This is a genomic window from Lentzea sp. NPDC051208, from assembly GCF_040682435.1.
GTDB lineage: Bacteria > Actinomycetota > Actinomycetes > Mycobacteriales > Pseudonocardiaceae > Lentzea > Lentzea kristufekii.
The window spans coordinates 235008-257508 of the sequence record NZ_JBFBAW010000002.1 but is presented as its reverse complement, the minus strand read 5'-3'; the positions used below and the strand labels follow the sequence as shown (position 1 = coordinate 257508).

Sequence of the window (22501 nt, the reverse complement as noted above, 5' to 3'; positions counted from 1 at the left end):
CGCAGGGCCGGACTTTGGGCAGGGCACCAACCTGCGCGAGATCGTTGTGCGCAGGGCCGGACTTTGGGCGGGAGTACCAAAGGATGGGAACAGGGATGACCAGCGATTTCGTGCTGGCAGCCTAGTAGTGGAATCAAGTTTCAGGTTGCCCACGCCCGAGTAGCACCCATCGGGGGGCGGGTTCCGACCCGTCCCCGATGGGGCGTTGGACGTGAGTCGCAGCGCTGGGCCTGGGGCACGGCCGCCGATCGAAGCGTTACTCACGTGTGTACTGCTGGGCACCTCCCGCACCTGCCGGGCTTGTGCCACCACCTTTGGTCTTTGCGCGGTAAGCGTCTCGTGCGTCAGAGCAGGTCGATGGTCCATCGAAGATCGCTAGTGGCGCGTGACGCACGTCGACCTGGTAGTTGATCTTCTGAGTGGACCGACAGGCTGGTCCCGCATGTCGAGTGCTGCAGGTGGTTTACCGTGCATCGGGGGAAGCCGCCTGGTGGGCCGAACTTCAATTCACGTAGCGGAAGGTATGTGTTCCGGACCAGTTCTCATTGGTGATGCGGTAATGATGTGCGGCTTCGCTGTCAAGGTGGTTGGGGCCGACGTCGACGGTGTCGGCTCGGGACCAGACGCCGTCGACTTTGTGGTCGATGAAGTAGGTGAACTCGTTGAAGTCCACGTCCGAGGACACGAACGTGTTAGTGATGGTGAGCTCGCGGCGCCCTTGGGTCAGCGCAGGGGGGAGGACAACGCTCTGGTCCTTCCAGCCATGGGGTCCCTCAGGTAGGGGTTGCCATATCGCGGCCAGCGCCCCGTCCACGGTGACTGATGCGGTTTGTCTGGCGATGCCGGCGTCAAGACGCCGGATCAGCCGTACCTCGGTGTTGACGGGATTGACGGTGATGACGAATCGACTCGACCCACCGCTGTCGAACGCACGACCGTCGTCGATGACGTCGCGTTGGGCGGGGGTGCCGGAGTCGGTGAACGCAGAGAAGCCGATGGCGGTGGCCAGACATGTGGCGGCCAACCCAGCTGATAGTACGAGACGACGCCAAGCAGGGTTTCGGCCGCGGCCGGGTTTGCTGCCTACTGGCTGAGTCTTCTGGGCGGCCATTGTGACGCCGTCCTGTGTGCTGCCCTCCCAGGATTCGCCGTCTTCCGATGCGCTGCGAGAGCAGTCGGGGGTCCGTACATCCTGTTGTTCTGGCGCGAAGTCCCGCGCAATGGAGATCTGGGTGACCTTCGTCCGTTCCCATGCTCGTTCCCAGTCGGCGAGTTGCTCCTGGGGTACCTGACATGCCCGCAGGAACGTCACCATGACCGCCTTCTTCGGAAACCTGCGTCCAGCCAGCATGTCCGAACACGTCGCCCGTGCCAGCCGAGGCCCGCCCGCCCTGTCCGCCCGCAGTTCCAGCTCCCGCAACGACACGTCGGCTCGGGCGTACTGCTCGGCCAGCAGCCTCACCAGTTCCTCTCGGCTCGCTACTGAACCCAGCTCGGATGGACGCACGGCCGGGGAGACTGCCGGATCATCGCTCGTTGTCATATCTGACCCCTGCGCTTGCGGTTTCCGCTGCCCTGCTGCCATGGACTATCCCGTCCGATTCTGTCCGAGAGTGCCCGATTGATAACTCTAAGTGTCCGGCGGCAGAGGCGCCTGCTGACTGCGCCAGTCCGAGCTTGGACAGCATGCGGACGAGCCTGTCCGTCGCCCTGTTGGACACCTTCATCGTCGGGCTTTCCTCTTCTCAGGGCGCCGGCCGACCTCAAGCTGCGCGGTGCCAGACCCACGACCGATGCACATCCGGTGCACCACGACAGGGATCCTGAAGGAGACGAAAGTATGAGCATGCCACGCCAGTGCAGGCTCTTGGCGACACTGATCACCACGACCGCCCTCGCTATGACGATTGCAGGAGCCGCCCCGTCGGCAACCGCCTCGCAGGCCCGAGACTGGTCGGAGAAGACCGAGTGCCTCCCTGCTTACGGCCCCGGCCAGACCGCCGCCCAGGCCCCGGCCACGCCCGAGGTCCTGAGCCGGAAGGAGCTCCTCCGGCAGGACCCGGAGATTCGGTTCATGATCGAGGAGCGGGGCTTCTCCCACCTGTCGGACATCACCTACGACGCCCTCGCACAGGGCCTGTCTGACCAGGCCGCCCAGGAGACGGTGGACCAGCCGCCAGCCGAGCCGCACGGCGCGCCGCTGCCCACCACCGCCCCGCCGCTGCCCGCCCCGGCCGAGGTGGGAGGGCAGCGGCTCGCGGAGATCCCGACGTGCGGGCCCGCGGTCGCGGCGTGGGTCCTGTACTCGGTCTGGGGGGTCGTGGTCTGCGCCGCGATCAGCCTGTCCACGACCCCGCTGGGCGGGAAGGTTTGCCGGATCATCACCAAGTACGCCGGGAAGCTGATTCCGTGGAATGAGCTGTGCCAGTCGCGCAGCGCCCCGACGCGGCCGGAGGAACGTGAGGTAGGGCGTCCCTCCGGCCGCGTCGGGGCCCCAGTGAGCCGGGTGGCGTGAGCGGCCGGCGGCTCGGTTTCGGTGGCCTCGGCGGGTGCGCCGTTCGCCCCGTCACATCGAAAGCGGCGGTGAGCGACCAGCACCTGCGTGCGGCGGCGGACTACGAGGCAATGGCCAAGATCCAGGCGGGCGGGGCGACCGGCACGTTGTGGCGGATCATCGAGCCGGCGGGCGCATGGAGGTGGCATTCCAACATCCACAACGCCGCGCCGGGCTCGGACGTGAAGTGCGGGCTCAGAACTGGTACGACAACGTCGTCGCCTCGGCGATCGTCCCTCCGGGGGAGATCGGGGTCAACACGGGTACCTGGACTAGCCGCGGCAAGTTCCGGGTCTGCATCCGCCTGACTGATGGCACGCACCGCTGTTCGTGCTACTCGCAGACCTAGTTGACGCCCAGGTGGCCGGTAGACCTCGGTCGGCTGAGAACAGGGGGTGTCGACCGCGCCTCCGCCACCGCTGGTAGCTACGAGCGACGTCGGCTTTGCTGTACATCATCAGCGGTCCGCTCGCATTGACTCCTTCGGGTGAAGTGTGAATTTGGTGATGAGCATGTGATCGCCACGAATGTGTTGTTTAGTCGTCAATAAAAATTGTCAAGATCGTTCATGTGTAGCGATGTTGACATGCAACTCGGCCGTTGACATTTTCGTCAACTATGGACATTCTGAGATTGCAGTCAGTCATCGAATGACTACTAGGGGAGAATGATGAAGCTGCTCACGGGGGTTGTTGTCGGCGCGCTCGGATTCGCGCTTTTGTCGGCGCCGGCGGTGTCCGCCGCACCTGTTTCGACGGACGTGTCCGCGACGGAGAATGTGTCCGCGGCGGTGGCGGTATCGCGCACGGAGATGATCCAGCGCGCCAAGTCCTGGAACCCGCACACCGCCAAGCGGATTCCCTACAGCCAGAGCAAGACCCACGGCGGTTACCGCACCGACTGCTCGGGCTACGTGGCGATGGCGGCCAAGCTGGCCAAGCCGGGACCGAACACGGTCGGTCTGGCCTCCTCGACCCACACGGTCGCGATCAACAAGAACGACATGCGCATGGGGGACCTGTTCATCGACTCCATCGGTGACGCCAACAGCCGCCATGTCGTGATCTTCGAGAAGTGGGCCAACGCGCAGCGCACCGCCTACTGGGCCTACGAGCAGCGCGGCGGCTACGGCACCGACTACCGCACCCGCAGCTACGGCCTGGGCGGCGACCAGTACAAGGCTCGGCGCCTGAAGAACATCACCGGCTGACACGAAAGGACAGGTGCGGGCGGCCCGTCATGGTGCCGCCCGCATCCTGGTGAACAACCACGAAGAGAACGGTGCCGTCGGCGCTGAAGAATGCGTGGCCTAATGCGGTAGAACTAAGCCGCCAACCAGCAGCGCCTCATAATGCCCGCTTCCACCGAGAACAACCATTCGAAAGACTTCTTGAGCTTCGTGCTGCGCGGCTCCCACTGCCATCGCGCCGTGGGCGGTGCGGCGATGCGCTTGCCGATCCTGCCGCGCTCGGCTTGTCCAGGTAAATCTGGTCGGGTTCACCGGGGGATCACGCACCTTGGCGAGATCAAAGCGGAACTCGGCCACAAGGTTGCCATGGTGTGACCAGCTGCGCGCCTTGATCAAGGCCATGAGCGGTCATGCCGTGCTTCCTCTCCCTGTTGAACCCGTCTTAGCCCGTGCCGCTGAGCTGCGCTTTTCAGGTTTCTGCAGGGTTTCTGCCAGGTGCGATGCACATGCTCGGACGGGTACGGGCAGTCGATCGCCAGGTAGCCGGGAAAGCCAAATGCGATTCACAATGCGGTGGACGGAGAACAGCGCGGGATGAGCACCAGTCGGTTGATTGCGAACAGGTTCCTGTTCGCTGTGCCCGTCCTGCTGGTGCTGCTGGCGTCGACCCTGGCGCCCGCGGTGGCGGCGCAGCCAGACGCCCCGGCTAGCGGGGTCACCTATCACCACATAAACTGGGGCAGCTCACCCGAAGCCCGCTACCTCCAGATGTTCCGCGCCCGGCACGCGGAGGTACCGGCCGATCGCGACGTCGCCGTGGTGCTGTACGACCGCGACGGCGTGACTGTCGCGGCAGCCACCGCGAGCATCAGCGCCGGCAACGAGGATCAAGCCGTCCCCGTGGACGTGTTCGAAGGTGGTGCGTTCGTCCGCACCGACCAGCTCGACCTGCAGGGCAAGAAGGTGGACCAGAGCACGGAGTTGCTCAAGGCTTGGACGGACGTCAACGGCGTGACGGAGAAGGTCACGCGCGGCGAGTCGGAGAACCAACCTGCCATCAGCGGCTTCCCCGGCATGCGCGACTTCACCTTCAACTTCCGGACCCACGACGTCGCCCCGGACAGGCTGAAGGAGGACAAGGACAAGGTGCTGCGGCACTGGCGGGAGGACCGGGGATCCGCGATCGGCACGCTGGTCTCGTCGCTGTTCACCGCTCCGGTCAGTTCTGCGGTCGCCGCCGTGCCGATGAGGGGTGTGCTGGTGGATCGCCTTGACGGCCACGCTCCTTCGCCGGACGCGGGCGGCACCGACCTCGGCACCGCGGAGTTGCGCCACCTCGCCGATCCCGGACCGGATCAGGGCCTGCGCTACTCGGTACGCGGCTTGTCCACCGCGCGGGACATGGACCACGAGACCGGCAGGGAGAACCTCCAGCAAGCCTCCGACGCGTTCTTCGTATCGCTGGCACTGACGCCGGACAAGTTGTGGGTGAACCTCAACCCCGCGGAACCCGACCGGATCATCGACCCCGCCCTGGCCGCCACCGACGCCGGACGGGTGCTGCTACGAGCGGACCTGGAGCTGAAGAAGAGCGTCGGCCGTCTCATCCACCCCGACACCGAACTAGGCGCCCGTTTCTGGGACAGCCTGAGTTACGGGCCCGACCGGCAGGTGTGCCTGTCGTTCCGGCAGTGGATCGTGCCCGGCCCCGCCGCGGTGCGCACCAGCGAGAACAGTCTCACCATCCTCGAAGCGCCACTCCAGGTGCGCCTGGAGTCGGACTACCGCAAGGACCACGCCCAGGAGAAGGCTCAGTGCGCCTCGGCAGGGCAGGACGTGCTCGACCGCAACGAGCGGGTCTACCGCGACATGATCCTGCCAGCGGTGCAGAAGGCGGTCGACACCGCGCCGGAGTACGCCGACCTGCGCCGCGTGCACCTGAGCCGGGTCGCCGCCGCCTGGTATCGCGACCTCAGTTCCCGTCGGATCACCACCTACGGCTCCCACGTCGACAGCCGCGACACCACCTCGTGGCCAGCCCGCGAGCCGTGGTCACCGCGCAAGATCTTCGACGACTACGTCGCCTCCTACACCAAAGGGGAGTTCACCGCCTCCAAGGACGACATCAAGGACGACCACATCATCACGCACACCTACGTCTACGGCGGCGTGGACCTGAGCCATGTCCCGTTCACCGAAGTCGACGACGCGCAGTTGCAGAGCCGCTGGCCGAATCAGGTAACCGCGGCGGCGAACTCCGCACAACGCCTCGCCCCCGAAAGCAGCACGCGCGTCTGGCTCGGGGTGCATGGCACCCCGCAGCCCCCGGACGTCCTCGCCGCGGTCGCCGACCAGCCGGGGCTGGGCAAGTGGGCGTGGGCGGGCATCGCCCTGGCTGGCCTGGTGGGGCTGTTCGTCTTGTGGGCCGTCATGTCCGCCGTGGTGGCGGCGGTGCTCAAGCGGCCCGAACGGTTCTGGGTGTGGGTGGACCGAGCCGAGGCCCGCGACGGCGCCACCGTCGACGCCTTCGCGGGCGCCGACCAGGTGCGCGTCGAGGTACCGCCGGGCAGCAACGACCGCGATCCCGTGATCGGTCCCGACGGCCGCGTGTTCGGAGTCCGGATCAGGCGTGTGCCCACGGCGGCCAAGGGACTGATCGGGCTCGTCGCCGTAGTCGGCGCAGTGGTCTGGTTCGTCGTGTGGCCCGACCCCTCCCGACCCCCAGGGCTGGTGACTCCGGTGACCGGGCAGGCGCCGGTGCCGGCGCAGGTCGCTCTGCCGTCGACGCCGCCGTACCGCGTCACCTCGGTCACCCGCCCACCGCGCACCCCCGGCCTCTGCTTCGGTGGGAAGATCCCCGAGCTCGGTGTCGCGGTGCCGGGCTCCGTGTTGCCAGAAGTCGACTGCGGCAGCCCTGACGCTCACTACCGCACCGAGTCGACCTACCCCGGCACGACCGATCTGTCGCTGTGCACAGACCTCGCGAAGACCCCGTACGCCTACGCGGAGACCAAGATTCGCGGATCACTGGTCACCCGCACCGTGTACTGCCTAATCGGTCTCGGCCCCTATGCCCGATGAGACCGGAGAAAGTCTACAAAGGACTAAATGGCGAGACCTCCACCGGCCAAGATCACGATCCGGCGCAGCGGACATCGGCGATCAAGTCGGTCTCGGCCTCGCCCTGATCAGGGACTGGCTGGCGCACACACGGCTCGGCCTCGCGGCGCCATCGGACCACATCGACCAGGCCCGGCGCATCGCGGCCGAGACCGGTGACTGCGGCCTGGACCGTGAGATCCGATCCAGCCTTGGCAAGTCCCGCTGACAGGGGACACCTTGCTGGCCCTCATAGCAGCCGTCGAGCAGCAAGGCTGGATCTAGCCCACCGGTACAGCGGCCTGGGTCTTGGGACGCGACACCGCGCTCATCACAGTCCCCATCCTCACGACACCACCGAAGATCCAGGCCGTCGGGGTGGCGCCAAGCACCGCGATCACCACGCCCGACACGAGGATCAGGCCGAGCAGCGCGCCGGAAAGTCTGCCACTGCGGCGGGAAGTCGCCGCGGAACGGGAAAGCCAACAGCAGTGCGCCTCCCGCCGCGACGTGGGCGACCACGGCCTCGACCGTGCCGCTGATCGTCGCGCTGAGTGCCAGCAGCACCGCCGTGGGCACGAGGAGCACGCTGGTCAGGTGCCACCAGATGTGGCTGAGCCGGGGGGTTTCTGCGGCGTAGCTGACGCTCAGCATCTTGTAGTACGAGCCGTAGCCCAGCACGACTGCGGTAAGTAGCGAGGTCCAGGTCAACGGCTGCACGGGCAGGAGTTGAGTCATCGAGACACCGAACCCGAGCGCTGCTGCAGTGCCCCACAGCATTGCGGTGTTCACGGTCGGCGCCCTGCTCGCCGGCCGGGCCGACACCAGCACCAGGCCGCCCATGCCGAGTCCGCACGCCAACCAGCCGTCACTCACCAGGGCTGCCAGCATGGCGACCAGTCCGGTCAGGCCGATGATCTGGTACAGCAGCATTTGGCCGTTTGAGGCGGGCTCGGGGCTGATCTGCGCCCGGCGGTCGATCCACAGGTCGCTGGTCGGGTCGCTGCGGTTCTGCTGCGACCGGCGTGACGCCTCCCGCTTGACCTCGCGCTCGGTCTCCCGGGCTTGCCGCTGCTCGGCTTTCTCGCGTTGCTCTATGGCTTTCGTGTGCCGGCGTTCGGCTTCTGTGGCCCGCTCCAGTGCACGGGCACGCTCGTGCTCCGCCGCCCGTTCGTGGAGCGGTTGTGCCGGTGCTTTAGGCGATGGACGTTCGTCGCTCCACGCGAACGGAACGTACGACGCGATCGCGAGTGCCCACGATCGCGGTCAGCACCCCCTGGGACAGCCCGGGGATGCCCACCGGAGAGACCCACGTCCACCCGAGCCGCGCGCCGAGCAGTTGCAGCAGAACGGCGACCACGAGCAACGGCAGGGTGACGAACGCCAGCACGTTCAGGAACGCATCCCGGGTCGTCATCATCTCCTCCGAGATGCGGCGCCAGACGGCGAGGACCAGAGCGACCGTGCCGAGCATCCCCGGGATGCCTGCTCGCCACAGCGCCGAGATGCCGACCGACTCCTTCTGCGCCTCGAGCATGGTCTCGTAGTCGACGGGATCGCGGCGGCCGGAGAAGTCCACGCACACCTCATTCGGGCGCATCGCTGCACCGCCGCAAGTCGGTGGGCCGTCGAAAGTAAGGAACTGCGCCCACACGCCGTACCCGACGCAGGCCAGGAGCAGCAGCCCGCCGAGCACGAACAGCGGACCAGGCCCCGTCTTGTAGCCGACCGTCCGAAGCGAAATCTCGGGACTTGTCACCGGCGCACCTGCCGGGATGCTCCGACGGACGGCTTCGTCGCGGTCCGTCGACCGATCCACATCATCGCTCCAGCGAGCGCGGGCAGCGCCATCACGGGGCCGATCAGGTACAACACGAGCCAACCCCAGCCGAGGGGGAATACGAGGAACCCGCCGACGACCAGGCACGCCAGGCCGAAGATGCTCGCCAGGCCCAGCCCGATAGCGCAGCCATGTCCAGTCGCCACACGCCTCCGGCGACGATCAGGACCACGCCCGCGAGGAAGAAGGCGCCGGGAAACGCCAGCCAGGCGGTGATCCCGATCGACATCAGCCCCATTGCCAGCCAGATCCACGCTCCACCGCCCGCGTAGAACAGCGCGACGTAGAGCGGGTTGCCCAGTTTGCCGTCGATCGGGGCGTCTTTGTAGATCGGCCACAACAATCCCGCGACGGCGAGGAGGATCAGACCGGTCACCGTGAAGTAGAACGGGGCGGGAAGACCCAACCGGTCGCCGAGCACCGCGAAGAGCAGGGCTCCGCCGAAAAGGAACAGTGTGCTCAGCCAGGCGTTCCTGTTCCACATCTTCATGGCCCCCTGCTTCATTTCGTCGTAGTCTGCGCGTCGCGCAAGGTAAATGGTATCGAGTCGCTCGTTTCGAGTCTTGTGGCGCTGACCTGCGAATTCAAGGTTCATGAAGGAATTCGGAGGGAGTGGTTGGGCAGTGTGAAGATATGAGACTCGTGCGCGTTCTCCGTGTTGTGGCGGCGCTGCTGATGGTTGTGATGATTCCGGTGATAGCTGTTGGTTTGGCCGTGTTGTTGGCGCAAGCGAAGACCGCAGTTGAACACGGCGTGCTGCGCTTCTTGGCGGTGCTCGGTCTTTTTCTGCTGGTGTGGCTCGTTGTCTTCTTGTCGTCAGCCGTGCACGGGATAGGCGTGGGAATTGCGGCGTTCTTCAGCTTGGCGATCGCGGTCGTCTCCGCAGGCACCGCGACGACCATGACGTACCTGGCGGAGCATGGTCGAACCGTGCCGTGCAGGGTGCTCGACGTCGATCGGCGCGTCGAGGTCAATCGCTACCTCAACGGCGACGGCACCTACAGCACCGAGAGCAGCACCTACTACGACCACCGCCTGGAGTGCGGCGACGGCGGTCCCTCCACCGTGACCAAGCCCGAGGCGCTGGCGGGCATCGGTGATCACATCGAACTGACCTTCGATCCCGACGATCGCGTCGCACCCGAGTTGGCCGGCGACGTCGCCGAGCGGGACGTGAAGAAGGGGATGGCTGTCGTCTTCCTTGTGCTGACGATCCTGATACGTGTCGTGCACGTTCTTGTGCTTCAAGCACAGGAACGTGCAGAGCGCGACAGGGCACGCCGTCGCGCGACGCCCGTGAAACCTGTGAGCACGGTGGTGGCGTCGGCGGTCAGGAAACCACCGGTGCCACCAAGGCCACCGCAGAACGTGGCGCCGAAGAAGGATCGCCCGGCCGGGCTGGACCCGAACCTCGTCCTGCGAGCGCAGTCGAAGTACCACCGCTGATGCGCGGGCGGATCAGTCTGCCAGCTTCGCTCGTACCGTGTCGGCCTCGGGCAATCCCAATGCCTCGAACAACGTCGCTGCGCGCAGCCACGCCTCGCGGGCGGCGACGTTGTCACCCAGAGCCTGCAATGAGTCGCCGAGCTGGTCGGCGGTCGCGGCCTCGCTGTAGGAGTCGCCCAGGTCGCGGAACAGTTCGCGGGCGCGCTGGTGATGCACGACGGCCGCCGCGTGATCACCCCGCTGCTGCTGGACGACGCCGAGCATGCGATGGGTGTGCGCTTCGCAGTCTCGATCGCCCACGTCGTCCAGCAGCCGTAGCGCGGCGCCGCCGATCTCGGCGGCGAGGTCCATCTCGCCCAGCAGAACATGGTACCAGCCCACCGCGGTCAGGCTGAACGTCTCCCACGCGCGGTCGCCGATGCCGCGGAACAGCGCCAGCGCCTGCTGCGTGTGATCCAGCGCGGTCGTCGGGTCGTTGCGCCGGGCGTGAGCGAGGCCGAGCGAGAACTGCGTGATGCCCTCGCCGACGCTGTTCGCGATGGCACGAAAGGATGCGAGTGCCTCGGTGAGCTCATCCACCGCACGTGTTTGGTCGCCCAGGACGCTGTGGCCGCGACCGAGCAGCAACAACACCTCCGCGAGCGCCGTGTGGTCACCCAACCGGCGTGCGGCGGCGAGCGCGGCACGCTGAGAGGCCGCGCGATCGTCCCAGTGGCCGCTGCGAGTGAGATAGGTCGACAACACCCACGGCAACTGCCAGGCGTGGACGTCCCAGCCGTTACGCGCTGCCAGGTCGGCGGAGGCGAGCAGCGCCGCGCGTTCTGCCGTGAACCAGTCGATGGCCTTGTCGTAGGACTCGATCTGGAGCGGGTGCACGTCGCGTTGTGGAGGAGCCAGGTCGATAGGCGGCCAGTGCGGGGAGAGCTGGCGTTCCGCGGCGAATCCTGTGTGCAGGTAGTGGTCGAGTACCCGGCCGAGTGCCTCCCGCGCTTCCTCTGGCGTGGTCTCGTCCCGGGCGAATGCCCGCAGCAGGTCGTGGGAGGCGAACCTGCCGGGAGCGGGCTGTTCCAGAACGTGTGCCCTCGTGAGCTCGTCAAGCAGCCAGCGGACCTCTGCCGGTCGGGCTCCCGCCAGCGCGGCGGACGCGGCCAGGTCGATGTCCGGGCCGGGGTGCGCGCCGAGCAGCCGGAACAACCGGGCGGCGGCAGGGGAGAGCCGGTGGTAGGACCACGACGTCACGGCACGAACATTCGACGCCGGCTCGCCGGCGTCCAGTGCGTCCAGGCGGCTGTGCTCGTCGTGCAGTTCCTTGACCAGCACACGAAGCGGAAAAGCGGGATGCGCCAACGCCCGCGCCGCCACGACGGCGAGCGCCAGCGGCAGTCCCGCGGTGAGGCGGATGAGCTCGTGCAATGCTTCGGAGTCCTCGAGTCGTGTGCTGCCGAGGCGCTGGGCCAGCAGCGCGACTGCCTCGTCGTCTGTGAGCATTGGCACTGTGACCTGGCGTGCCTGCTCGGACACGGCCATCCCGGTGAGCCTGTTGCGGCTGGTCACCACGACGAGGCAGGTGGTTCCGCCCGGTAGCAACGGCCGGAGCTGGTCCTCGCTCAGCGCGTTGTCCAACACGATCAGCATCTTCCGTCCGGCGACTCGCTCGCGAAACAGCGTGCTGCGTGCGTCGAGGTCCTCGGGCATGCGTTCCGGCAGGACGCCCAGGGCGCTGAGGAAGCTGTGCAACACCATGTCCGGCTGGGCCGGTGGCGCTGACGGGTCGAACCCGCGCAGGTTCACGTGCAACTGCCCGTCCGGAAACCGGCTTGCGTGGTCGTGCGCCCAGCGCAGCACGAGCGCGGTTTTACCGACCCCGCCGGGACCACCGACGACGACTACCCCGCTCTTCAGACTGTTTAGTTCTGCCGTGATGTCGGTGCGTCCTACGAACACCGAGGGCGGTGCGGGTAGCTGGCACGGCACCGTCTGCCGGACGGGTACCGCGATCGCTACGTCGCTGGTGAGCATCTGCCGGTGCAGCAGCTGCAGTTCGGGGCTCGGATCCGTGCCCAGCTCGTCCCGCAGTCGCACGCGCAGGTCTTCGTAGAAGCGCAATGCCTCCGCCTGCCGCCCGTCGCGGTAGAGCGCGAGCATCAGCTGACCAGCCACCCGCTCGTCAAGCGGATGCTCGGCGGCCATCTCGGTCAGCTCGGGCACCAGCTCACCATGCCGGCCACACCGCAACGCGATGTCGAAGTACCTCAACCGGGCGGCGAATCTCGTCTCCGCGAGCGCGGCGCGCTGCTGGACGAACCAGGGCGTGTCGGCGCCGTCGAACGGCTCCCCGCGCCACAGGCCCAAGGCTTCCTCAATCAGATCAACGGCACTGTCGTCGGGCAGGTCCCGGGCCCGCCGCAACAGCGCCCGAAAGCGTTGCAGGTCAACGGACTCCGGCTCCATTTCGAGCAAGTAGCCACCCTGTTGGCGCGTGATCTCCAGGCCGTTCACCTTCCGCAGCCGGGCGATGTAGGTGTACAGCGTGCTCAATGCGTCGTGCGGCGGGGCGTCGTGCCACACCGATTCGACGATCTGGTCCGGCGACACGGCTTGTCCCGCGTTCGCGAGCATCACCGCCAGCACCTTGCGTTGCATCGCGGGCCCCAGAACGAGCGGCTTGTCGCCCACATACGCCTCAATGCTCCCCAGCACCGCGAACCGCGTCCCGCTACTACTCACGCGGTCACCCTACCCAGTCGGTCACGGACCGTCACGAGTGCGGTACGCACCGCTGCAAGCTGCGCATTCCAGGTTTTGGAGAGGTTGTTGAGGGGTGCTTGGTGCATCGTTCGGACAGATCCACTTTCAAGGGGTTACCTCAGTGCGTGTTCTGCCTTGCGCTCTTGCGTTGATCGCCGTCACAACAGTCACTTCCGGATGCGGGAAGGTTGAGGAACCACCCGACAAGAATGTTCCTTTGAAGGAGAAGTCCACGATCAGGCAATTCGACGTGACCGTCCTGCCGCTGAAGAAGGTGACCGACCCCTGCACCCTCATCCGCACCGAGGTGGCGGAGGAGATGGGTCTGCTCCCGCCGGTCAAGGAGCGCTACGGGCTGCCTCGCAAAGGGCCATCGACGGACCCGATCACCTGCTACTGGACCGATCACTACGGCGAGTCACTCGACCTGCAACTGCATCACGACAACAGCGGCAGGGCAGTGAGATATGTCGTCTCGCACGACAACGTCGACCTGATCAGGGGCTACCCGGCGAGCATGTCGCCCGGTAGTGCCTCCCTTTGCAACGTCGACGTCGCCGTTTCCGACACCGCGCACCTCACCCTCCAGGTCACGTCCCGCAACCGCGCTGGTGCGTGCGCCGTCGGGGTTCGCGCCGCGCAAGAAGCGCTGCGCAACGTGCCTATTGTCTGAAGGACCACAGAGCATGCGATTCACGATTCTGAGTGCGCTGCTGTGCGCGACGGCCGCCGCTCTGGCCGCGTGTGGGGGCGGCGAGCCCGGTGACGTCTCGAAGGACGTTCCGATGAGGGAGAAGAGGACGATCCGGCAGTTCGCCGTCTCGCCTCTGCCGGTGGAAAAGCTCAAGCCCTGTGACCTGATCAGCCCGGAGAACGCCGAGGAGCTGGGAGTTGTGTCGCCTGATCGGGGTCCAGGGCCGAGGGGTGCCGCGCACACTCCCACGACTTGCTTCTGGGCCAACGGTGATGGCGAGTCTGTCGCGTTGCAAATCCACAACGACACCGACAGCGTCCGCATTGTCGTGTTGAACGACAACGTCGACCTGATCAGGGGGTACCCGGCTGCGAAGTTGCCCATCGGTATCTCCTGCATCGTCTACGTCGCGGTCTCCGACAGCGCCTACCTCACGTTCCAGGTCATCTCCCAGGACCGCGCCGGACCGTGCGCGCTCGGTGTGCGGGCAGCCCAGCACGTACTCGCCGAGATGCAGCCGGTGTGACGGGGGCTTCGGTAACAATGCGCGACCACGGCGATGTCGGCTTTGAGTCAGCCCCTCACCTGCGGTTTTTCAGCGTCTTCTGTGTGATCGCGAGCGGCTGCCTGCTCACGGCTTCGTTCGTCGTCAGCGGCAGCCTCGACCGCATCAGGAAGCTGGAGGACCTCGACGGCCTGCCGGGCTTCAGTTCGATTCCCACTCCCGTGTCGCGGCCGGTGCCCACCGACGTGCCACCCGCGCTGCCCTTCTCCACCCACTGGCCCAGCAAGCCACCCAAGCCGTTCATCACCGCGCCCAGCCTGCCCCCGCTCCCCAGACGGTGAGACACATGGCCCACCGACATCGCGGTGAACTGTTTCCAGCCCGCGGACCACGCCGCACCGCACTGCTGATCGTGCTTGCCCTGCACGGCGTGGTCGCCACGACGATGCTGTCGACCGCGGTCCTGCCGCGTCGGCATCAAAACGACGCGAACCTGGACGGTCTCGCCAAGTTCGTGATCAGGTTGACGTACCTGTACTTTCCGCCGTCCTGGACGCTGCTGGCGGTGCTGTTGGTGGTCGCCGTCGTGCATCTGCGGCGAACTCGGCGACGTGCTGCCATCGCACGCCGCTACCGTCGAGTACTGGCGGCGGTTGTTCTCGCTCCCTTCGTCATGCAGTCCGTTCCGGTACTTGCGCTGGTCACAGCGCCGATGAACGTCGTCCTGGCGGTTGTGGTGTGCGTTCCGACGACCACGTACGCGCTCTGCCTCGCGCATCGCATGCAACGGTTCCGCCGCGTCCCCTTCTCCCTTCTCTTCGTCGCGGCAGGCTGGGGAGCGTTCGTGGCGACCGGCTTCGGCGGGACGATGAACACCTGGTGGAGCGTCTTCTCCGGGAACTACCTGCCGCTGCCGGAAAGTCTTCTCGATCCGACATGGGTGTACCGAATGACCGCCCCGTTGATCACGGGACTGTCCGAAGAGCTAGGCAAGGCGGCCGGGGTCGCTGTCCTGTTCGTGCTCCGCCGCAGGAACTTCGACTCGGTCGTGTCGGGTATCGCGCTCGGCGCCGCCACCGGGATCGGCTTCAACTTCACCGAAACGATCGGTTACATGAGCGATCCGCTGGCTGCAGACGCCGGCTACCAGTTCTGGGCGAGGCAGTCGCTCGGTCTCATGGCCGCCCACACAGCGTTCAGCGCCGTGGCCGGCGCAGGCTTCGGCATCGCGCGTCAGATGAAGAACCGGCGCCAACAACTCGGGGTCATCACCCTCGGGATCTTCACGGCGGCCAGCGCGCACGCCTGCAACAACACCGTCCTGGGCTATCTCGCCCGCGGCGCCCTCCGCTGGCTCACAGTCAGCGAAACGGTCCAGGTGCTGGTTGTGACACCCGTGCAGTTCCTGATTCTTCAGGGCCCTCTGATCGTGCTGTACCTGCTGCTCCTCCGACGTGGAACACGCAGCCAAGCGGCCGGCTTGTCCGCGGCTCTCGAAACCCTGCCGGCTTCTACCCACGACCTGATCACGCCAGCGGAACGGCAAACACTGCTTTCTCCCGCACGACGGTTCCGTCTGAAGGTCGACGCGTTCCGGGCAGAGCCGAGCCGACGCTGTGGTGTCGCCGCCTACCGCAAGCTCGCCCGACTGCACACCGCACAACTGGACCTGGCGACTGAACGCTGGCACCGCCTGCGTGGCGAAACCCTCCTGGCTACACCCGACGAGACAGTGCTGGCTGACCGGATCGCACAGCTCAAGTTCGGAAGTGAGCAATCGGTGGGAAGTCAGTTCCGTGCACAGTTGGAACCAGAATGGAGCGCCCGATGATCGGGTTGATCTTGTGGTCGACTCAGGCAGTCGTGGGCGTCGTGCTCCTCCTACTGCTCACCGCGACCGACGCGATGGCCGCTTGCGGCGGCGTGACCTACGGCGTCGGCCCCGGTGGGGCAGGCAATTGCGGACACGCGACTCCGATCACCGCAAGCGTCGTCGTCGGCTCAGCTGTCGTCGCGGTGACCGTGCTCCAGCTCGCGCGTTCGTACCGGGCAGGGAACCTCCCGGAAGGCACCTCGATCGCAACACCGGAGTCATCGCACTCCATGCTGCCCGAGTATTTGGACGGTGCCGGCGACGGTGCGACCTCGTCGGCCGCGAAGGAGACCTCGCCGAACCGACCGGACGAGCCGAACGGCACGAGGACACCGGAAAACGAGCGCAAGTGCAAGAACGACCCCGTTGACGTCGCCAGCGGCGAGATGGTGCTGGGTCAGACGGACGTCGACCTGCCCGGCGTGCTGCCGCTGGTACTGCGACGTACCCACGTGTCGAGCTATCGGGCCGGACAGTCATTCGGCCGGTCCTGGGCGTCCACAGTGGACCAGCGGATCGAGAGCGATGTTCTCGGACTGGTGTTCATCGCCGCGGACGGGATGTGCCTGGTCTACCCGCGACCGGACGCCGGGCCGGTGTTGCCGGAAGTCGGCCCGCGCCTGCCGCTGCACCGGATCGACGACGGTTACGCGATCACCGATGCGGCTGCGGGCACGACGTGGCACTTCACCGCGTCCGTCGGCGCGACCCTGGCGTTGACCTCGATCGTTCACCGCGTCGGGGACCGCATCGATCTCGATCGCGACAACGATGGTGTCCTCACTGAGATCCGCCACTCGGGCGGCTACCGCGTCAGAGTCGAGAGCGCTGATGGCCTGATCACGAGCCTATGGCTCGCGAACACCGAGTCGGACGTGCCGATCGTGCGGTTCTCCTACAACGCTGAACGCAGGTTGGCCGAGGTTCGCAACTCCTCTGGCCACGCCGTCAAGTTCGATTACGACGCTGACGGACGCATCACCGGCTGGCAGGACCGCAACGGCGGTTGGTACCGCTACGTCTACGACGAGCAGGGTCGCTGCGTGCGCAACGTCGGGTCAGGTGGTTTCCTCGACGGCACCTTCACCTATCGCGACGACGAGACGGTGTTCACCGACTCGCTCGGGTACTCCACGATCTACCAGCTCAACGAGATGAAGCAGATCGTGCGGGAGGTCGACCCGCTCGGCAACGTCACTGCCCTTGAGCACGACCGGTACGATCACGTCCTCTCGACTACTGACCCGCTGGGACGCGCGACCCATTGCACGTACGACGACGCGGGCAACCTCATCGAACTCGTGCGCCCGGACGGCAGCCGCTCGTCGTTCGAATTCAACGAGTTCCGCCAGCCGACGAGAGCCGTCGAGTTCGACGGGTCGGTGTGGCTGTGGGAATACGATCCACGCGGCAATCTCACCGCGGAGATCGACGCGGCCGGCAGCGTCACCCGCTATCGCTACGACAAGAACGGACACCTCGTGGAGGCTGCCGACGCTGTCGGTGGGACCCGCCAGGTGTGGTGCGACGCGGCAGGTCTGCCGATCGGGGACACCGCTCCGGACGGAGCGACCACCAGCTATACCCGGGACGTCTTCGGCCGCATCAGCACGATCACCGACCCGGTGGGTGGGGTGACAAAGCTCGGCTGGACCATTGAGGGCCAGCTGATCTGGCGCACGTTCCCGGATGGCACGACCGAACGCTGGCGGTACGACGGTGAAGGCAATATGGTCGAGCACACCGACGTGCTCGGCCGGTCGACTCGGTTCGAGTACACCCACTTCGACCTGCCGAAGGCCAAGATCACGCCGGACGGCGCCACGGTCGAATTCCACCATGACACGAACCTCCAGCTCGTCGGCGTGACCAATCCTGCTGGTCTGCTGTGGCGCTACGACTACGACCCGACCGGCAAACTCGTCGCACAGACCGACTTCAACGGCCGCACCCTGACCTACGTGCGGGACGCAGTGGGAGAGGTCGTGGCCAGTAACAACGGCACGGGCCACACCACGACGTTCCAGCGCGACGTGCTGGGTCGGCTGGTGGAGCGGCGGGCTGAGGACGGCATCACCACGTTCGACTACGACCAAGCCGACCGCTTGGTCCGCGCGACCAACCGGGACGCGGACGTGCGTCTCCGTCACGACGACCTTGGCCGCGTCGTCGAGGAGACCGTAAACGGCCGGACCACGGCGTCCAGTTACGACCGGCTTGGCCGTCGCATCCGCCGAGTGACGCCCAGCGGCACAGAATCGTTGTGGGAGTATGACTCCGCAGGACGAGCGGTGGGTCTACGCACCGCGGGGCAGCTCTTGACTTTCGCGTACGACGACGCCGGGCGTGAGGTGTCGCGAAGGCTCGGCGAGTTCGGGCTGGCCCAGAGCTGGGACTCGAACCACCGCCTGAGCAGCCAGTCCGTTACCGGTCAGCAGAGGCTCGTGCAGCGGCGTGCTTATACCTACCGCGCTGACAACGCGGTGACGAGCATCGTGGACCAACTCGCGGGCGTACGCCGGTTCGACCTGGATGAACTCGGACGAGTCACCGGTGTGACCGGGCCAGCTTTCCGCGAGAAGTACACGTACGACCAGAGTGGCAACATCAGCCACGCGGAGGGCCCGCTGTCGGCGACCGGCCCGCGAACCCACGAAGGGACATTAATCCGCCGTGCAGGTGGAACGCAGTACCGCCACGACGCACAGGGCCGAATCACAGAGCGGATCTCACACACGCTGTCCGGCCGGTCGCGGGCATGGCGGTACGTGTGGAACAGTGAAGATCGTCTGACATCCGTTACGACGCCGGACGGTGCGACCTGGCGGTATCTGTACGACCCGTTCGGGCGGCGGATCGCCAAGGTGGGACCTCAGGAGCGCGTGGACTTCACCTGGGACGGCGCCACGTTGGCGGAACAGGTGCGGTCCGGAGGACGCACGACGACGTGGAACTACCAGCCGGGCACTTCGACACCTGTCACACAAGCCGAAAGCACGCGGATCGCACCCCAGGAGTCGATCGACCAGCAGTTCTACGCGATCGTGACCGACCTGGTCGGCACTCCTGTGGAACTGGTGGACGTGACAGGAGAACTCGCCTGGCGTCAGGTGACTACGGTGTGGGGTACGTCGATCTCCGCCGCGCAGGGTCATGCGCACTGCCCGCTGCGCTTCCCCGGCCAGTACCACGACGCCGAAACCGGCCAGAACTACAACGTCCTCCGCTACTACGACCCGGAGACCGGTGCCTACACGACACCGGACCCGATCGGCCTGCACGCGGCACCGAACCCGCACACCTACGTGTCGAACCCCATGGAGTGGAGCGACTTCCTGGGGCTCGCGCCCTACAAGCGCAAGCTCGAGGTCTATGAGAGGTACGGTAGCGAGGCCGAAGCGAAAGCGTCCGAAATAGCCGAAGGCCTGGTGCTCAAGCCTGAGCCGCACCACGAGAACCCTAAGTGGATCGCCGATGACGGGCGCGTCGACGCGAGAAAGCTGGGCAAGCCCAAGCAGTACACGCACCGGATGGAGTTTCACGCCGACCTGGGAACACGAGAGTGGCTGAAACAGTTCGAGCTCAAACCCACGAACGAGCCGAGTCGATACGCGGTTCCCGCCAACCGGATCGAAGAGTTCAATAAACTGGTAAAAAAAGTCATCATCAAGAGGAGATAATGTCCACGCGCGATGCTTTCATCAACGAGTTGATCGCAATCGCCCACGGCAAGTCGGGTGATCCGCAGTTCAAGCGCGCACTCGTAGAATTCGGCTCGGAGACGCCGGACAACCTCAACAGCATCGAACAGCTGGAGCTGGATCCGGCCCGGTCGGCACTGGTGCTTCGGAGGCATGGGATCCCGATCTCCGACCTTCTTCACGCCGCCGAGGACAGTGACGTGCCGCCATCGGTCCGTGAGGCGTTTCCTCTTGTCACGCAAGCCGAGTGGGATGCTGCAATGCGACTGGTGACTTTGATCCTCATCGCGTTGGAGCCCAAGAGGTAGTCCTGCTTGGCATGGAGTACGACAGGCGGGTTGAGCGGCGATCGGCCAGCGGCGTCGCGGGTGCAGCCTGCGGACGAAAGCAGGCCCCTAAAAGCACCGCCAGATCACAGCTCCGACGCACAGGAGGTGGAGCTCCATCGGCACCTATCGCCACGACCGCGACACCTGCTGGTTTAACTGTATCGGCGGAAAGCGTCACCTTGGCTGCGTTGTTTCGGACTTCGATCGCTTATCTGCAAAGCGCCTCGAGTGGTAGGAGGCCCCCAGCGTCGGGGTTGGTCAGGTTGTGTTCGTGAGTGACGGTGTTCTCACACTGATCGTGCTGGAGCGATTCTGGAGCTACCGCGCACCCCGCCCATGTCTGGATCACCCAGTCCATCCGCAACCTGCTCATGGACCTCGAAGACACCGGACATCTGACCCGGATCAGGTTCCTCACCCGTGACCGCGACGCCCAATACCCCGCTCTGATCGACAAAATCTTCGGCACCGCCGGGATCGCCAGGTGCCGACCGTTGTCCGGACACCTCGCATGAACTCGATCATGGAACGCTGGGTCAAGGCACTCCGCGTTGAACTGCTGGACCGCACGCTGGAATCAGGCCCATTAACGCACGCGCTGCCTCTTGAACCCGGCCGGATCGAACGGCTCACCATAGATCGACAGGACCGTCTCGGTGGAGTCATCCATGAGTATCGCCATCCGGCTTGACCCGCACGGACGCGGTCTTCGGCACGCACACCCCGGACGCCGAGCGCGAACGAACTCGCTGCTCGCATGACCACGCGATGATCGCTCTGACCAGGTAGTTCGGGCTACCTTTGCCCGACCCCGGCGGACCGGCCCGGCGGACCGGCGCCGGTGAAGCTGCATCGGGTGAATCGGACTCGGCTTCAGTTGTACTTGTCCTGGTTGAGGAAGCGTGCGAAGCCACGCCACGAGTTGGGCCCCATCGCACCGTCGATCGGGCCGGTGTAACCCCACTGCGCGGCCAGTCGCTGCACCGCCGCCCACGTGTTCCCGCCTGGCACGCCGTCGATCGGTCCCGTGTAGCCGTAGCCGCGCATGGCCCGCTGCAACGCCGCGTAGGTGTTCACCCCCGGCGCACCGTCGATCGGCCCGGTGTACCCGTGCTCGATGCGCAGCCAGTTCTGTGCGCGCTTCCACATGATCGGACCGGGGACACCGTCCTGCTCGGTGGTGGTCTTCGGCAGGCCCGTGCTGCCACCACCGCCCAGGTAGGTCAGCGGGTTGATGCGCGTGCCGCTCGGGTTGATCATGTGCCAGTGCAGGTGCGGGCCGGTGGACGAGCCCGATCCGGGTGCTCCTGTCGCGCCGCCGGACAGCCCGACCGCCCCGCCCATGCCGATCCGCGCGCCGGTGGCCAGCACGAACTGCGACAGGTGCATGTACTGGGTGCGGTAGCCGTCGTCGTGCTGGATGGTGACGGGTTCTGGCAGTGCCCGCGACACGACCTCGATCGAACTGGTCGCGCCGCTCCGCGAGAACGCCGCCGTGCACGGGCACCTCGAGCGGCTGGGGCCTGGCTTGAACCACGTGGCGTTCGAGGTGGACGACATCGACGCCGACCTGGCGGCGTTGCAGGACCGCGGCGCGATCCCGGTCGACGAGAAGCCCTGTCAGGGCGGACGGCCTGGGCTGCGGGTGGCGTTCGCGCACCTCGGGCCGTCGACGGGGCTGCTGGTCGAGCTCGTGGACTACGGCTACCGCGCCTGAGAGACGTTGGGGGCCTCGGAATCCGTCTGAGGCCTCCGCTCGCTCTGCCGGCGGGTCAGCGCGAGCGGCCCGTCCTCGGTGATCGCGTCGATGTGGTCGGAGCAATCCCTTGGCAGCCAACGAGATCACCTTTCGTCCACACCGCCTGGGAGTTTCTGCCGGTTGGGCATGATCTCGGGCTCGAAACTGGACTCGCGGTCCCTGTCGCGCGTGCTTCTCCCGGTCCTGCGGTTGGATTGGCGTCATGGCCGAACTTCCGATCCGTGATCGTGCCGGCAACGCCTTGGTCGGCTTTCGGTTCGTCGCCGAAGAGGATCTGGCACGTCTCGTCGAGCAGGTGGCCGTGCCCGCGTCGCTGGTCGTCGTCACTCACGCGAACGCCGTCCTGATGATGTTCGACAGTTGGCGGAAGCAGTGGGAGTTACCAGGAGGAACGCGAGAGCCGGGGGAGACCATGCGCCAGGCCGCGGTGCGGGAGTTGCGCGAGGAGACCGGCATCCACCTGGCGGACCTGACCTTCGTCGGCGTCGCTGAGTTCGATCTCACGAAGCCGGAACGCCGGGAACTCCTGGCTCTCTATCGGATTGAACTCCAGGTGGTGCCCCGGCTGACCCTGAACGACGAAGCGCTGGACTTCCGATGGTGGCCACCATCGGAACCGGTGGGTGAGGACATGAGCCCGCTGGACGCGGAGATCGCCAGACGCAGCCTGATACGCAGGTCAGGCTGCTGGCTCAGCTAGGCCGTGTTCGGCACCCCACAGGCATTTGAGGAGGCCGGGGTTGGCGCCAGGGTTACTGTAGCCG

Annotated in this window: 21 protein-coding genes; 15 read left to right on the top strand and 6 right to left on the bottom strand. The window is 66.2% G+C overall.

The annotated features are described in order from the left end of the window. Positions 1–502: 502 nt before the first annotated feature. A complete protein-coding gene (locus AB0M48_RS05575; RefSeq protein ID WP_363836159.1) occupies positions 503–1462 on the bottom strand; it encodes a hypothetical protein in 960 nt (319 codons plus the stop codon). A 438-nt stretch (positions 1463–1900) separates the two neighbouring features. Here AB0M48_RS05575 and AB0M48_RS05570 point away from each other — a divergent pair, with 438 nt between their 5' ends. The 5 genes from AB0M48_RS05570 to AB0M48_RS05550 all read left to right on the top strand — a co-directional run bounded on the left by AB0M48_RS05570 (position 1901) and on the right by AB0M48_RS05550 (position 6824). After that, a complete protein-coding gene (locus AB0M48_RS05570) occupies positions 1901–2515 on the top strand; it encodes a hypothetical protein (protein WP_363836158.1) in 615 nt (204 codons plus the stop codon). 175 nt (positions 2516–2690) lie between these two features. Next, positions 2691–2903, top strand: coding sequence for a hypothetical protein (locus AB0M48_RS05565; protein ID WP_363836157.1), 213 nt, complete (start codon positions 2691–2693; stop codon positions 2901–2903). A 321-nt stretch (positions 2904–3224) separates the two neighbouring features. Next, complete coding sequence (locus AB0M48_RS05560) at positions 3225–3764, top strand: hypothetical protein (protein ID WP_363836156.1); 540 nt, start codon at positions 3225–3227, stop codon at positions 3762–3764. A gap of 141 nt (positions 3765–3905) precedes the next feature. Then, a complete protein-coding gene (locus AB0M48_RS05555) occupies positions 3906–4118 on the top strand; it encodes a hypothetical protein (protein WP_363836155.1) in 213 nt (70 codons plus the stop codon). A 219-nt stretch (positions 4119–4337) separates the two neighbouring features. After that, the gene (locus tag AB0M48_RS05550; protein ID WP_363836154.1) at positions 4338–6824 is read left to right on the top strand and encodes a hypothetical protein; all 2487 of its coding nucleotides are present in this window, start codon (positions 4338–4340) and stop codon (positions 6822–6824) included. Between the two features lie 81 nt (positions 6825–6905). Here AB0M48_RS05550 and AB0M48_RS05545 read toward each other — a convergent pair whose 3' ends face one another. The 3 genes from AB0M48_RS05545 to AB0M48_RS05535 all read right to left on the bottom strand — a co-directional run bounded on the left by AB0M48_RS05545 (position 6906) and on the right by AB0M48_RS05535 (position 9277). Next, on the bottom strand, positions 6906–7775 hold the full coding sequence (locus AB0M48_RS05545; protein WP_363836153.1) for a hypothetical protein: 870 nt from the start codon (positions 7773–7775) through the stop codon (positions 6906–6908). Positions 7776–8037: 262 nt separating this feature from the next. Continuing rightward, a complete protein-coding gene (locus AB0M48_RS05540; protein WP_363836152.1) occupies positions 8038–8601 on the bottom strand; it encodes a hypothetical protein in 564 nt (187 codons plus the stop codon). A 103-nt stretch (positions 8602–8704) separates the two neighbouring features. Further along, positions 8705–9277 (bottom strand): hypothetical protein, encoded by a 573-nt coding sequence (locus AB0M48_RS05535; RefSeq protein ID WP_363836151.1) that lies wholly within the window; start codon positions 9275–9277, stop codon positions 8705–8707. A 65-nt stretch (positions 9278–9342) separates the two neighbouring features. On the opposite strand from AB0M48_RS05535, the gene AB0M48_RS05530 reads away from it, so the two are divergent. Continuing rightward, a complete protein-coding gene (locus tag AB0M48_RS05530) occupies positions 9343–10128 on the top strand; it encodes a hypothetical protein (protein ID WP_363836149.1) in 786 nt (261 codons plus the stop codon). A gap of 12 nt (positions 10129–10140) precedes the next feature. On the opposite strand, the gene AB0M48_RS05525 is transcribed toward AB0M48_RS05530, so the two are convergent. Beyond that, the gene (locus tag AB0M48_RS05525; protein WP_363836147.1) at positions 10141–12855 is read right to left on the bottom strand and encodes a BTAD domain-containing putative transcriptional regulator; all 2715 of its coding nucleotides are present in this window, start codon (positions 12853–12855) and stop codon (positions 10141–10143) included. 169 nt (positions 12856–13024) lie between these two features. Between AB0M48_RS05525 and AB0M48_RS05520 the strand changes: the two genes are divergently transcribed. The 7 genes from AB0M48_RS05520 to AB0M48_RS05490 all read left to right on the top strand — a co-directional run bounded on the left by AB0M48_RS05520 (position 13025) and on the right by AB0M48_RS05490 (position 20669). Next, a complete protein-coding gene (locus tag AB0M48_RS05520; RefSeq protein ID WP_363836146.1) occupies positions 13025–13549 on the top strand; it encodes a DUF3558 family protein in 525 nt (174 codons plus the stop codon). Positions 13550–13562: 13 nt separating this feature from the next. Further along, positions 13563–14096 (top strand): DUF3558 family protein, encoded by a 534-nt coding sequence (locus AB0M48_RS05515; RefSeq protein WP_363836145.1) that lies wholly within the window; start codon positions 13563–13565, stop codon positions 14094–14096. Between the two features lie 83 nt (positions 14097–14179). Beyond that, on the top strand, positions 14180–14416 hold the full coding sequence (locus AB0M48_RS05510) for a hypothetical protein (RefSeq protein ID WP_363836144.1): 237 nt from the start codon (positions 14180–14182) through the stop codon (positions 14414–14416). A 5-nt stretch (positions 14417–14421) separates the two neighbouring features. Further along, the gene (locus AB0M48_RS05505) at positions 14422–15906 is read left to right on the top strand and encodes a PrsW family intramembrane metalloprotease (RefSeq protein WP_363836143.1); all 1485 of its coding nucleotides are present in this window, start codon (positions 14422–14424) and stop codon (positions 15904–15906) included. After that, entirely contained in the window at positions 15903–19628 is a 3726-nt protein-coding gene (locus AB0M48_RS05500) for an RHS repeat-associated core domain-containing protein (protein ID WP_363836142.1), read from the top strand. Before AB0M48_RS05505 ends, AB0M48_RS05500 begins: the two co-directional genes overlap by 4 nt. Then, complete coding sequence (locus tag AB0M48_RS05495; protein ID WP_363836141.1) at positions 19628–19957, top strand: hypothetical protein; 330 nt, start codon at positions 19628–19630, stop codon at positions 19955–19957. The genes AB0M48_RS05500 and AB0M48_RS05495 overlap by 1 nt, the downstream gene beginning before the upstream one ends. Before the next feature lie 532 nt (positions 19958–20489). Then, positions 20490–20669 (top strand): hypothetical protein, encoded by a 180-nt coding sequence (locus AB0M48_RS05490; protein WP_363836140.1) that lies wholly within the window; start codon positions 20490–20492, stop codon positions 20667–20669. 182 nt (positions 20670–20851) lie between these two features. Here the strand turns inward: AB0M48_RS05490 and AB0M48_RS05485 are convergent, their stop codons facing one another. Continuing rightward, positions 20852–21430: a peptidoglycan DD-metalloendopeptidase family protein gene (locus AB0M48_RS05485; protein WP_363836139.1), complete on the bottom strand. Its 579-nt coding sequence runs from the start codon at positions 21428–21430 to the stop codon at positions 20852–20854. Between AB0M48_RS05485 and AB0M48_RS05480 the strand changes: the two genes are divergently transcribed. Together AB0M48_RS05480 and AB0M48_RS05475 are read left to right on the top strand one after the other, a co-directional pair. Continuing rightward, positions 21399–21695, top strand: coding sequence for a VOC family protein (locus AB0M48_RS05480; RefSeq protein WP_363836138.1), 297 nt, complete (start codon positions 21399–21401; stop codon positions 21693–21695). The two genes, AB0M48_RS05485 and AB0M48_RS05480, sit on opposite strands and share 32 nt — an antisense overlap. 244 nt (positions 21696–21939) lie before the next feature. Beyond that, complete coding sequence (locus AB0M48_RS05475) at positions 21940–22437, top strand: NUDIX hydrolase (protein ID WP_363836137.1); 498 nt, start codon at positions 21940–21942, stop codon at positions 22435–22437. The last annotated feature ends 64 nt before the right edge of the window (positions 22438–22501 follow it).

Bases quoted from the DNA above. Each gene is read 5' to 3' on its own strand.
- AB0M48_RS05565 (WP_363836157.1), top strand. From the start codon at position 2,691: ATGGAGGTGGCATTCCAACATCCACAACGCCGCGCCGGGCTCGGACGT.
- AB0M48_RS05555 (WP_363836155.1), top strand. From the start codon at position 3,906: ATGCCCGCTTCCACCGAGAACAACCATTCGAAAGACTTCTTGAGCTTC.
- AB0M48_RS05505 (WP_363836143.1), top strand. From the start codon at position 14,422: ATGGCCCACCGACATCGCGGTGAACTGTTTCCAGCCCGCGGACCACGC.
- AB0M48_RS05550 (WP_363836154.1), top strand. From the start codon at position 4,338: ATGAGCACCAGTCGGTTGATTGCGAACAGGTTCCTGTTCGCTGTGCCC.
- AB0M48_RS05495 (WP_363836141.1), top strand. From the start codon at position 19,628: ATGTCCACGCGCGATGCTTTCATCAACGAGTTGATCGCAATCGCCCAC.
- AB0M48_RS05515 (WP_363836145.1), top strand. From the start codon at position 13,563: ATGCGATTCACGATTCTGAGTGCGCTGCTGTGCGCGACGGCCGCCGCT.
- AB0M48_RS05490 (WP_363836140.1), top strand. From the start codon at position 20,490: ATGAACTCGATCATGGAACGCTGGGTCAAGGCACTCCGCGTTGAACTG.
- AB0M48_RS05500 (WP_363836142.1), top strand. From the start codon at position 15,903: ATGATCGGGTTGATCTTGTGGTCGACTCAGGCAGTCGTGGGCGTCGTG.
- AB0M48_RS05535 (WP_363836151.1), bottom strand. From the start codon at position 9,277: ATGAACCTTGAATTCGCAGGTCAGCGCCACAAGACTCGAAACGAGCGA.
- AB0M48_RS05480 (WP_363836138.1), top strand. From the start codon at position 21,399: ATGGTGACGGGTTCTGGCAGTGCCCGCGACACGACCTCGATCGAACTG.
- AB0M48_RS05545 (WP_363836153.1), bottom strand. From the start codon at position 7,775: ATGCTGCTGTACCAGATCATCGGCCTGACCGGACTGGTCGCCATGCTG.
- AB0M48_RS05560 (WP_363836156.1), top strand. From the start codon at position 3,225: ATGAAGCTGCTCACGGGGGTTGTTGTCGGCGCGCTCGGATTCGCGCTT.
- AB0M48_RS05475 (WP_363836137.1), top strand. From the start codon at position 21,940: ATGGCCGAACTTCCGATCCGTGATCGTGCCGGCAACGCCTTGGTCGGC.
- AB0M48_RS05570 (WP_363836158.1), top strand. From the start codon at position 1,901: ATGACGATTGCAGGAGCCGCCCCGTCGGCAACCGCCTCGCAGGCCCGA.